The following is an 11,916-nucleotide window of genomic DNA, read 5'->3' on the forward strand; positions in this document are numbered from 1 at the left end:
TAAAAACTAAAATAAATTATGGGAAAATTAAAAGTTTATAGATGCTTATTAGTTGTATTTCACATTTGTTTTTGTTAAATGAAAACTTAAGTCGTATTGTTTGAGATTTCAATCCGTGTGCATTATGGTAATTTATAGAAGTTAATAAAATTAAAAATATATCAATATTTTATTAATGGATGTCGGATGTTGTCAAAGAAAATGTATGAATGTAACATAAATTAAGAGGAGTGAAGAACATGGCAAAAGAAACTTTTATCAGCAAGTACGTATATGATGTACCGTCTAGAGAAGCGGGGATGAACCTATCCTGGGCAAGTATTCTGGCTGGTTTAGTCACTTTTATCGCAACAAGTTTGATGTTTTCATTAATTGGTGCGGCCATCGGATTAGGTGTATCGGATTTAGCTTCAAACAACCCGCTAGAAGGCGTTGGAATGGGCTTAGTCATTTGGACAATTGTAGCCCTGATTATTTCACTAGGTTTAGCTGGTTATGTGGCTGGTTTAACCGCAAGTCGTGCAGGATTTGTTCATGGCTTCTTAACTTGGGCGTTGAATTTGATTGCGATGTTTGTCTTAATGACATCAGTCGCAACATCAGCCTTTAGTGCTGTTGGGACATTACTAGGAGTTACCGGTGATGCGGTTGGTACAACCATTGGCACTGTAGGTGAAACGGTTGGAAACTTATCAGAAGATGCCTTTAATGCGATTTCTGAAAATTTAGATGTTGATTTATCTCAGATGGATTTAGATCAAGAAGTGGTAGAGGCATTAGAAAATTCTGAAATTGAACAATTACAACCAGAATATTTACAAGGCCAACTTGATGCGACCATTGATGAAGTGACGGCAGCGGGTCAAAGAATTGTGATTGATGGTGAAGATCCAGGACAAGTATTCGATGAGGTAACGACTAATATCCAAGACCGCGTTGAAGGAATTACAGCTGAAATTAATGAAGAAGATTTAACAGAAGCTATTGCAGCTAATTCTGATTTAACTGAGCAAGAAGTTGAAGCAGCGGTTCAGAATATTCAAGAAGCATATGCGACCGCAACTGAAGAAGCGAATCAGATGTTGTCTGAAGCTGAACAAGCTGTAGCTGATTTACAAGCTGAGGCAGAGCAAGCAATTGAAGAAGCACGTGTTAAAGCTGAAGAAGTAACAAACGCGACAGCGCGTTACTCGCTTTACATCTTTATCGGCCTATTAATTGCTTTAGTGATTAGTTCGTTTGCAGGTTTTGCGGGTGCGAAAACTTTCCAAGCACAACATGACACGGCTAAATAATTCACGACTAATTTCATAAATGCTTCATAAACTAAAGAACTCCTCCAGAGTCTAACATGACTTAGGAGGAGTTCTTTATTGTTTTATTGCCGATCTACCATTGCTCTTCCCAGTATTGAAAGTACTCAGTATACTGTTTAATCATAGACGCCTTGCGTTGCCGAAGCATACCTAAACCGGCAATTGCCTGACTCGAATTTTCTAAGAAATCCAAATCCTCTTTCTGACGTTCGATTTCCTCAGCCACCGGTTCAAACGGTACAGCTGCTTTTATTTCATCCAATTCTAAATGTAATTGATGTTTTACTCTTTCCAAACGTTGCGGCTCATATGCTTTAATTTTAGGTAGCTCCTGTAACATCCAACGGAAATTCAGAAAACGCGTCATTTCGCCATGTTCGACTTTGACGTACTCTTTTTGAAACGGTTCTAAGCCCGGAACTAAACCTTGAATTTGATACCACCCTGGGTAAATGTCCCAAATCCCAGACTCCTGTTCAGGTAAAAAGTCGCGCTTTAATTTAAATGTTTCATCTTCATCTGTAATTTCAGCAATCCAGACCTTTTCATCCGGTCCTGCCGCCACTAATTGAATATGCTTTGCTTCCATTCACCTACCGACCTCATTTCTACAACATTATACCAGAATATTATACAAGATACTCTGCGAATCTCAATCATGTGACGGTTGATATTTGAAGTTACTGTAATTTTAAATTAAAATAGAGATAATAAGGAGGCGTTAAATATGAGTTTTGATTTTACAGACAATGGTCAATTACCTAGATTTGATAGTTTAGCGGATATGGCACTGGAGAACACTAATTTTAGAACGACACTTTGGTCAGGTGTTAATTTACAAGTAACACTTATGACAATTCCTGTTGGAACTGAAATGGGCTTAGAAACGCATGCCGGTATTGATCAGTTGTATCAAATTGTTCAAGGTGAAGCCAGAGCACAAGTTGGTAAAATGGAAGATAATTTAGAGGAACATACGGTGAAGGCAGGCGATAGTGTCTTAGTCCCAGCAAGTATGTGGCACAATATCATTAATGAAGGTTCTGAAGATGTGAAAATGATTACGGTATACGGTGCAATTGAACACAAACCAGGTACTGTCCATGAAACACTTCAAGACGATTTAGATGATCCAAACGAACATTAAACAATAAGAAAGTCTTTGAGTCAGTATATTATGACTCAGAGGCTTTTTTTTGTTAGCTTGTGCTTCGTTCACCGTTTTAGTTTACCAAGGCGGTGGTCGCCTCCGAAGCCTTCACTGTCATTCAGGCTTTTTCGGCTCAATCGGCTAGGCTCTGACTAATTCGCTACGCTCAAAATCAGAGCAAGCTGCGCCGATTGCCCTTTGTACCGCTTTAGGTAAACTAAAACGGTGAGCTACGCTTAGGTGGTTAAAAGATGATGCGTAATAATATTTTGGATGGATTTTTAAGGTATTCAATGTATTGAGTCTTTTAATTTTTAATACTTAGGTAAAACTATTTTTTAACTATTTATTTTATTTATACAAAAACTTGAAATTTTATTTCAGACGAGTATAATGAGTATGAAGAAACCGGATACAGGAGGGGTAAGATGTTTGGTTTTTCTATATTCTTAAACGAAGAGTTATCTGAAGCTACTTTTGACTATATGGAAGCAATGAAAAATGCAGGATTCACTGGAATATTCACTTCGATTCATATTCCAGAAGATGATGAACGTCACACCTTAACTCGATTAAAGACGTTAGCAAATTTTGCTAAACGACATTCTATGGAGTTAATGGTTGATATTTCAGGGAACGCCTTAAACAAGGTGGGGTTAGATTTCAAAGATGTAACTCCTCTATTAGAATGGGGTGTTACAGGACTACGCATGGACTACGGAATTGACAATGAAACGATTGCTAATTTAAGCCATGCTTTAACTATTGCATTAAATGCTAGTACAATTTCTGAAAAAGATTTAGGAGAGCTCAGAACTGCTCGCGCTAATTTCTCGAATATGGAAGCGTGGCATAATTATTATCCTCGACCTGAAACTGGTTTAGGAACACGTGACTTTAAACAGCAAAATCAATGGTTAAAAGCAAATGATTTCACAGTAATGACATTTGTTCCAGGTAACAAAACATTTAGAGGACCTCTCTGTGAAGGCTTACCAACCTTAGAAAAGCATCGTGGAATGAATCCTTTTGTTGCAGCGTTAGAAATGGAAAAACTAGGAAATATTGATAAAATTTTTATTGGTGATCCTGAAATTTCAGAAGAAGTGAGGCAACAATTTGGGGCTTATCAATTAGACAACACATTGATATTACGAGCTAATTCCATCAATAAGCAGAGTGAATTTTTAAAAGGCCAGCATTCAAATAGAATGGATGCAGCACGTGATGCGATTCGAAGTGCAGAAGCGCGTTTGCGTAAGCCTAATAAAATTTTACCTATGACTGTAAAAGAGCGTCCAATGGGTAGTATAACAATTGATAATGATTTATATGAGCGTTATGCCGGAGAGGTCCAAATTACTAAACGTGATTTGCCTGCTGATGAAAAAGTAAATGTAGTTGGCCATGTATTAGCGGAATATCAACCGTTGATTGCGTATTGTGGACCTGGACAAAAGTTTGAAATTATATGGGAGGATTAAAATGAATTTAGATAAATTAACAACAGAAAGACGCAACCCTCATACCATGAATTTGGATGGCATGAGCGTGACTGAAATGTTAACTCAAATGAATCTGGAAGATCGTAAAGTTCCAGAAGCTATTGAGAGTGCATTATCAGAGATTTCCAAAGTTGTGGAAGCAGCAATTGAATCATTTAATCAAGGTGGCCGTTTAATTTATATGGGCGCGGGTACAAGTGGTCGTTTAGGCGTTTTAGATGCGGCTGAATGTGTACCAACATTTGGCGTATCACCAGATATGGTGATTGGTTTAATTGCTGGTGGTGAAAAAGCGATGACTGTTGCGGTTGAAGGAGCAGAAGATTCAAAAGAATTAGGTAAAACTGATTTAGTTAATTTAGGGCTGACGGATAAGGACACTGTAGTAGGTATTGCAGCAAGTGGACGTACCCCTTATGTAATCGGAGCGTTAGAATATGCAACTGAAATTGGTGCAACAACAGCAACGATTGCTTGTAACTTTGATAGTGCGATTAGTAAGTATAGCATGTACCCAATTGAAGTAGATTGTGGACCTGAAGTTTTAACTGGCTCAACTCGTCTAAAGGCAGGGACTGCTCAGAAATTAATCTTAAATATGATATCAACAACCTCAATGGTAGGTATTGGAAAAGCGTATCAGAACTTAATGGTTGATGTACAACCAACTAATGAGAAGTTGGAAGAGCGCTCAAAACGCATCATTATGCAAGCGACAGAGTGTGATTATGAGCAAGCAAGTATTACCTTTGAAGCTGCAGATAAAAAAGTTAAATTGGCAATTGTCATGATTCTGACAAGCTCTACTAAAGAGGAGGCGACAATTAAATTAGAGCAAGCAAATGGTTTTATTCATCAAACATTATAAGTCGATTTTAAAATAGGAGGAATTAAAATGGCATTATCTAAAGAAGAAAGAATTGCACAAGGGATTTATAACAACATTGGCGGTAAAGGTAACACAAATAAAGTTTATAATTGTATGACACGTGTAAGAATTGATTTGAAAAATTCAGACAATGTGAATGTAGACATGCTAAAAAAAATTGAGGGTGTATTAGGTGTAGTTCAAGATGGTGATAACTTACAAGTAATTGTTGGACCAGGAACTGCACAAAAAGTAGCAACTCAAATGGCCAATATGTCAGGACAAATAGGCGTTGAATCAATTAATGAAAATTTAGACGGTAATTTAGTTGATGGACGTGCCGAAGGCGAACGCATCGCAAAAGAAGTTAAGAGTCAATACAAAAAGAAAAATGATACACCATTTAAGCGTGCTTTAGGTGTAATTGCGAGCATTTTCGTTCCATTAATTCCAGCGTTTGTTGGAGCGGGGATTATTGGTGGTATCGCATCAATTATTCAAAACTTAATGACAGCTGGGACGATTGATCCAGATACTTGGACACAAATTTTCTCAGTAATGAAAATATTACAAAATGGATTATTTGCTTACTTGAACATCTACATTGGTATTAATGCAGCTAAAGTCTTTGGCGCAACTGAAGGTTTAGGTGGAGTAATTGCAGGGGTTGTTTATTTAAATGGTATGAACGCAGATCAACCTTTAATCAACCTATTTACTGGTGATCCATTAAGTGCTGGACAAGGCGGGGTTATTGGTGTTATCTTCGCAGTATTTATTTTAGCAATTGTTGAAAAACAACTACGTAAAGTTGTTCCGGATTCATTAGATATTATTGTAACACCAACTGTAGCGTTGATTGTTGTAGGATTATTAACTATTTTCTTAATCATGCCAATTGCGGGTGTAATCTCATCTAGCTTAGTGGGTGGAATTAACTGGGTACTAGAAGTTGGCGGTGCGTTCGCTGGATTCATTCTAGGAGCAACTTTCTTACCATTAGTAATGTTTGGACTTCACCAAGTTTTAACACCAATCCATATTGAAATGATTGCCGATACTGGTTCAACATTATTATTACCAATTTTAGCAATGGCTGGAGCAGGTCAAGTTGGAGCTTCATTCGCACTTTGGGTGAAATGTCGTAAAAATAAACAATTAACAAACATTATAAAAGGTTCATTACCAGTAGGTATTTTAGGAATTGGTGAGCCGTTAATTTATGCAGTTACTTTACCGTTAGGACGTCCATTTATCACAGCGTGTATTGGTGGTGGTATCGGTGGTGCTGTTATTGGAGCTATTGGTCTAATTGGTGCAACAGCAGTAGGTCCAAGTGGCGTTGCCTTGATACCATTGATTGCTAATGGCAGATGGTGGGGTTATGCTTTAGGTTTAATTGCTGCTTATGTTGGCGGTTTTGTAGCAACTTATTTATTCGGTGTTCCAGCTGAAGCGATGGAAGCAACAGAAATTGAAACTTCACTTTAATCGCTGACATACCGTATAATAAGATGAGTAAGGCATAAAAGAAAGAGGTGAAGCGGATGGCTCAAACGCTTTTAATGACGATTAAAAATATCTTGTCTAATTTGCCAGAATCAGAAAGAAAAATCGGTCAATTGATTCTTGAAAAACCCACTGAAATTATTCAGATGAGTGCAACTAAATTGGCAGCTGAGGCTGGATCAAGTTCGGCAGCTGTTATCCGCTTCTGTAATTCAATAGGGTTAAAAAGTTTTACAGAGTTTAAGATACAACTATCGGGTGAGACAGCACAAATTGATATGGGGCTTTTGACAGATATCGCACCTGGTGAAGCGATTGATGATATAAAGCGTAAACTGTTATTTAATACTAATTTTTTCTTTGAAAAAACGACCGAAGTATTGAAAAATGAAGTGATTGATCAAGTGGTTGATGCTATTGCAGCAGCTCCAGCTGTATTTATTCATGGATTAGGTGCCTCTTTTTTAGTTGCTTCAGACATGAAACAGAAATTTAGCCGTATTGGTAAACAAGTATTTTGTACTCAAGATACTCATGAGTTATCTGCCCTAATGGCGATAGCTGTAGAAGGTTCAACTTATGTGGGAATCTCGAACAGTGGAGAGAAAATTGAAGGATTAGTCCTAATGAAACTTGCTAAACAGCTTGGATTAACAACAATTTCCTTAACGAAAGATAGCAATAATCCATTACGTAATACAGCTGACATCGCTCTAGCGATGGCTGACACGCAAGAAGCACCGTTACGAAGTGGCGCGACGATTTCTTTACTGAGTCAAATGTTTGCTGTAGATATTATTTTTTATCATTATATGGCGAAAAATTACAATCAGAATATATCTGGTCTAAATAAGACTCGTAATGCGACTGCTACTTATGAAAAATTACTAGATAGTGTATAAGTATTAACTTGTGTTAATAAATAGAGAACTGGCTTCACACATTTATGTGAAGCCAGTTTTTTGCATTTATAGTTGTGTGTAAAGTATCAAAATCTTCAATAAAGTGAGAATAGATACCAATTTAACACTATCTACTCCATCTACATGCTCATTTGATGTCCGATGTATTCATAAGTACGAGTCATTTTAACGCCTTCTACCATCTTCACTTTAAATATAAAATAATGATCACGTTGATCAAGAGCGTTATGCCTGTTTAGAATAAAGTAGTTTTTCTGAGAACCAGCCATGCTCATTAAGAGATCATCTGTAATAAAAGTTAGCGGTAAACCAATGGTGGAATACTCATAAAAATCTTCTTCAAATCTACGATAGTTTTCGCTGAAATAATCAAATTGTAAGTCGTTTTGTCTAACTCTCGGTTTAACCATTGTCTTCCACCTCCCCGTGTAAATTAATGGAAAGAATATCTTTGATTGCGACGAAATGATAAGCGTGTTTTCCTGAGATGCCAACGCTCACATCTTAAAATTGCGTGATTTTACCTGTTAATTGAAGCAATTTTTGATCGTGCACAATTTCAAAATCGGCTAGTAATTGTTGCGTGAACAGTTGACGGAGAGCGCGTAATTTATCGTTGAATGGCATGGCACGACTATAATCGATAACAGGATCATCCTGACTGAGCGCACTAGAATGTTCAGAAAGAAAGAAGCCTAACCATTTAGCCATCTTGCGATCTTGGTAATCACGGGCTGATTTGAAAGGTAAATAGCTGCGATCAATCATGCTAATCCGTCCAATCCACCGGCGCCACCAGCTGCATGCCCACCGATTAACTTGCTACGTGCAATCACGCGTGAATTTTCCTTCGACGGTATTAGTCTACTTAATGATAGGAGAATTTACTGGCCTTTTTAGATTTCTTTGCAAAAATCGTGTAGCTGAGTAAGGGGATTAGAACTGACCAACACGCTATAATAGTTAACCTAGAAACGTAGCCGGCACTTTGAGTGTTTGCTACGTATTTTATTCAAAAAAACATTAAAATAATTATGTTGTGTAAGCGCTTCACAAATCATTCCATTTATATTACAAAAAACAAATGATTATGAATGTGAGAAAGTCACATAACTATCACGAAATGGAAATCAATAAATAAATAGCATTAGAAAGGGGCTATTTCACTTATTGTATTATAACAAAACGTGTGATACTATTCTTTTAGTTGGTTGTTGTATAACAGGAAGGGGTGTTTTTATTGATTTCATTTATTGGTGGTATTGTATTACTTGTGCTAGGTTACGTCTTATATTCTCAGCTTATTGTCAAAAATTTTGGTGTAGAAACTGAGCGAGAGACGCCAGCCTATGTATTGGAAGATGGTAGTGATTTTATTCCGATGGCAGAAAGTAAAAACTGGCTCATTCAATTATTAAATATTGCTGGAACAGGTCCTATTTTTGGCCCGATAATGGGTGCCTTGTATGGTCCGGTAGCTTTTATTTGGATTGTTATTGGGAATATCTTTGCTGGTGCTGTGCACGATTATTATTTAGGCATGATCTCATTAAGAAACAACGGCGCACATTTACCAGCTTTAGCGGGTAAATATTTAGGTAAGCCAATGAAACATGTGGTGAATATTTTTGCATCATTATTGCTATTATTAGTAGGTACAGTATTTGTAACTTCACCAGCATCTTTACTGGCTAATCTAACACCAGCTTTTATGAATAATTGGTTCTGGGTTGTCATTATTTTTATGTATTATTTTTTATCAACGATTTTACCAATTGATAAGATTATTGGCCGCATCTATCCAATTTTTGGCGCAATTCTTTTATTATCATGTGTGGGCGTTTTGATTATCTTATTTACAAGCGGTAATATCGCCAATGTACCAGAATTAAATCTTCAGAATATGCATCCAGATGGCGTATCAATTATTCCTGGTATTTTCTTTACGATCTCATGTGGCGCAATGTCTGGTTTTCACGCTACTCAAAGCCCAATTATTTCACGCACGATTCAAAAAGAAGGTCAAGGCCGTTGGGTATTTTATGGTGCTATGATTACTGAAGGCGTAATTGCAATGATTTGGGCAGCTGCAGCAATGGCATTATTTGACCGTGTTGATTTAAGCGCTCTTATTAAAGCTGGTACTGCTTCTGCGGCAGTCAGTGAAATTGCTTTAACACTCTTAGGTTCAGTTGGTGGTACAATTGCCATTCTTGGAGTAATCGTTTTGCCGATTACATCAGGTGATACGGCCTTTAGAAGTTTACGTATGATTATTGCGGATTACATCAAGCTTAATCAAAAACCATTTAAAAATCGTTTTGCTATCTCTTTTCCGATTTTTGCAATGAGTACCGCTTTAATGTTTATTGATTTTAATATTCTATGGCGTTACTTCAACTGGGCGAATCAAACAACAGCAGTAATTGCTTTATTCGTCTCAACTGCTTACTTAATCTACAAATCAGCGAATTATTGGGTAACTTTGATTCCAGGTGTGTTCATGTTATACATGGTTATCTTATATCTGCTGACTGAGAAAATTGGTTTTGGTCTCGAAATGCAACTTTCTTATTATTTATCAGCAGCAATAACAGCCGTTATTCTAGTTGTCTTTATTATCTATGTGCGTAAAACGAAAGAAGCCTTAACGAAAGATAGCCTATTGATCAATGATCACTTACCAATCAAAGCTATTTATCCAGAATTATTAGGCAATAACTAGACTAATCTTATAAGCTTTAAACATTTCCCCTCTTGATGAAAGAGGGGTTTTTCAGTCTGAAGTCGGTTTTAAATTCGTGGGAATCGTTTATAGTGCAAGTAACTGGGGGCTAACTATATGAAAACAAGCATAAAATTAAGACAAAAGAAATTAGGAATAAGCTTTGCTGGTTGAGGCGTTAAAAGCTTTGCAGAACTAGCATACATCCGTGAATTACAAGCTAAACACATAAAGATATCAGCAGTCACAGGGACTTCGATGGGGTCATTTCTTGCGGCAGGTGTCGCTTACGGTTTAACTGCAGATGAATTACTAGCATTAATTATTGAAACGGATCAAATACTCGCTAATAGTGAATTGTTTAGAAAACGTTCAATCTTAGTCAATTTATTGGCGGTTGGACAAGGGAATGGTTTGGTTGTGTTGGATAAACTGGCTGAAGTAGTGGTGCCCTTGCATCCTTTGTACCAAGGGGTAAAATTGTCAGATTTGTCCTTACCAATCGCAATTCCAACTGTTGACTTAATTAGTGGACGTATTGTTGTATTTAGTAATCAACCTGAATTTTTTAAAGCGCAATCTTAACAAACCTGGAACTTTGCTCCCTCAGGTTCTATGCAGCGGTTCAGCCGTTGGGCAGAATTGCATCACTTGCCTAAAGCAGCGCAGAATTTAACCTCACAACGGATTAGCGAATTATTTCAACGCTTTACTGAGAAGGAAAAACAAGTATTCTTCAAAGCACAAGTAGCGAGATAATCAGAAGATGCTTATTGGTTTTACGATACGACCTCTATTTCAAGTTATTCTAAAAAGTTACGTCAAGTACAATACGGTTACAATAAAGAGGAAGATTCACTCGCACAATTTAATCTGGCTTTATTATATGGCAGCACGTCTCGATTACCTGTTATGTACCGCCCCTTGTCAGGCAACATCCCAGACGCCAAAACATTACCGTGGTTAATGAGTTTATTTGATGATTTAACCGATCACCCCATACAATTAGTGCTTGATTGCGGTCTTTATAAAGCGGAAAATGTGTTATTGATGTGTCAAGAAAACATCACGTTTATTCAAGGCGCCAAATGCTCAGTGAAGTATGTCAAGGAGGCATTAAGTCAGTTAGCTCCCACGATGGAACGCCATACTCATTACGACGCTGCGACTAATTTGTATGCCCAGAAGTTATCCATCAATCAGGTGTTCAAAGCATCGGCGTCTTCCGGTTATTCCGTGACACTCCATGCTTATTTAGATAGTAAGCGGGCAGCAGAAGAACGCATTCGTTTCCATCAACAACTTCAAAGATGGGAAGAGGAATTAAAGACGAATCAATTGAAAGAAGCCAATCAGACGGCTTATAAACGCTACTTTAAGGTCTCGAAAGATCGTTTAGTTGAAGTCAAAGAAGAAGCAGTCGAAGAAAAGTTAGCGTATATGGGGTATTTCGTTCTATTATCCAATAGCCGCATGACAAGTGCTCAAGTGTTGAGTCATTATCGTGATAAGGATCAAGTAGAGAAAGCCTTCATGAATCTAAAAGACCGGTTAAATATGCGTCGCTTGAGAATGTCATCGGAACGAGGCTTAGAAGGTAAACTCTTTGTCCAATATCTCGCCTTGATTTTGGTTTCAGAACTAAAGCACCGAATGGAACAAGCAAATCTGTTTAAAGACTATACATTGGATGAAGTTTTGGAAGCATTTAATCGTGTTGAATATTTTATCCATCCATCCTTTGGCATGACAATTGGTGAAATCCTCCAAAAACAAGAAAAATTATATGAACAACTCAACTTAAAAATCCCGCCTCGTTAGGAGTGCGGGATTTTAGGTGAGAACGGGCAACAAACTCAGATATCAAATAACCTCCACCCACACAGAATGCAAATGTGTGAGTAGAGGTTATTTTTTTAG

At 37.4% G+C, this 11,916-nt stretch carries 10 protein-coding genes and 2 pseudogenes; 9 read left to right on the top strand and 3 right to left on the bottom strand.

All coding sequences use genetic code 11. The annotated features are described in order from the left end of the window. Positions 1-239: 239 nt before the first annotated feature. On the top strand, positions 240-1,295 hold the full coding sequence (locus tag GF867_RS01060; RefSeq protein ID WP_153831266.1) for a hypothetical protein: 1,056 nt from the start codon (positions 240-242) through the stop codon (positions 1,293-1,295). Positions 1,296-1,389: 94 nt separating this feature from the next. On the opposite strand, the gene GF867_RS01065 is transcribed toward GF867_RS01060, so the two are convergent. Continuing rightward, positions 1,390-1,905, bottom strand: a complete 516-nt coding sequence (locus GF867_RS01065) for a hypothetical protein (protein WP_153831267.1) — start codon at positions 1,903-1,905, stop codon at positions 1,390-1,392. A gap of 138 nt (positions 1,906-2,043) precedes the next feature. Here GF867_RS01065 and GF867_RS01070 point away from each other — a divergent pair, with 138 nt between their 5' ends. The 5 genes from GF867_RS01070 to GF867_RS01090 all read left to right on the top strand — a co-directional run bounded on the left by GF867_RS01070 (position 2,044) and on the right by GF867_RS01090 (position 7,250). Further along, positions 2,044-2,463 (top strand): cupin domain-containing protein, encoded by a 420-nt coding sequence (locus tag GF867_RS01070; protein WP_153831268.1) that lies wholly within the window; start codon positions 2,044-2,046, stop codon positions 2,461-2,463. 431 nt (positions 2,464-2,894) lie between these two features. Then, positions 2,895-3,950 carry a DUF871 domain-containing protein gene (locus GF867_RS01075; RefSeq protein ID WP_153831269.1) on the top strand — a complete coding sequence of 352 codons (1,056 nt, stop codon included), beginning with the start codon at positions 2,895-2,897 and terminating at the stop codon, positions 3,948-3,950. A 1-nt stretch (position 3,951) separates the two neighbouring features. Further along, the gene (gene murQ, locus GF867_RS01080; RefSeq protein ID WP_153831270.1) at positions 3,952-4,839 is read left to right on the top strand and encodes an N-acetylmuramic acid 6-phosphate etherase; all 888 of its coding nucleotides are present in this window, start codon (positions 3,952-3,954) and stop codon (positions 4,837-4,839) included. Between the two features lie 27 nt (positions 4,840-4,866). Then, positions 4,867-6,330: a PTS transporter subunit EIIC gene (locus tag GF867_RS01085; RefSeq protein WP_153831271.1), complete on the top strand. Its 1,464-nt coding sequence runs from the start codon at positions 4,867-4,869 to the stop codon at positions 6,328-6,330. 56 nt (positions 6,331-6,386) lie between these two features. Next, a complete protein-coding gene (locus tag GF867_RS01090; RefSeq protein WP_153831272.1) occupies positions 6,387-7,250 on the top strand; it encodes a MurR/RpiR family transcriptional regulator in 864 nt (287 codons plus the stop codon). Positions 7,251-7,390: 140 nt separating this feature from the next. Here the strand turns inward: GF867_RS01090 and GF867_RS01095 are convergent, their stop codons facing one another. Together GF867_RS01095 and GF867_RS01100 are read right to left on the bottom strand one after the other, a co-directional pair. After that, positions 7,391-7,681: a DUF5960 family protein gene (locus GF867_RS01095; RefSeq protein ID WP_153831273.1), complete on the bottom strand. Its 291-nt coding sequence runs from the start codon at positions 7,679-7,681 to the stop codon at positions 7,391-7,393. A 94-nt stretch (positions 7,682-7,775) separates the two neighbouring features. Next, positions 7,776-8,039 carry a hypothetical protein gene (locus GF867_RS01100; protein WP_153831274.1) on the bottom strand — a complete coding sequence of 88 codons (264 nt, stop codon included), beginning with the start codon at positions 8,037-8,039 and terminating at the stop codon, positions 7,776-7,778. Between the two features lie 463 nt (positions 8,040-8,502). Between GF867_RS01100 and GF867_RS01105 the strand changes: the two genes are divergently transcribed. The 3 genes and pseudogenes from GF867_RS01105 to GF867_RS01115 form a co-directional block, all read left to right on the top strand. After that, positions 8,503-9,996: a carbon starvation CstA family protein gene (locus GF867_RS01105; protein WP_436718592.1), complete on the top strand. Its 1,494-nt coding sequence runs from the start codon at positions 8,503-8,505 to the stop codon at positions 9,994-9,996. A gap of 186 nt (positions 9,997-10,182) precedes the next feature. Further along, positions 10,183-10,581, top strand: a pseudogene (locus tag GF867_RS01110) (patatin-like phospholipase family protein); the annotation flags it as partial. A 15-nt stretch (positions 10,582-10,596) separates the two neighbouring features. After that, a pseudogene (locus tag GF867_RS01115) lies at positions 10,597-11,817 on the top strand (IS1634 family transposase); the annotation flags it as partial. Between the last annotated feature and the right edge of the window lie 99 nt (positions 11,818-11,916).

Source organism: Fundicoccus ignavus, assembly GCF_009659375.1.
GTDB classification, from domain to species: domain Bacteria; phylum Bacillota; class Bacilli; order Lactobacillales; family Aerococcaceae; genus Fundicoccus; species Fundicoccus ignavus.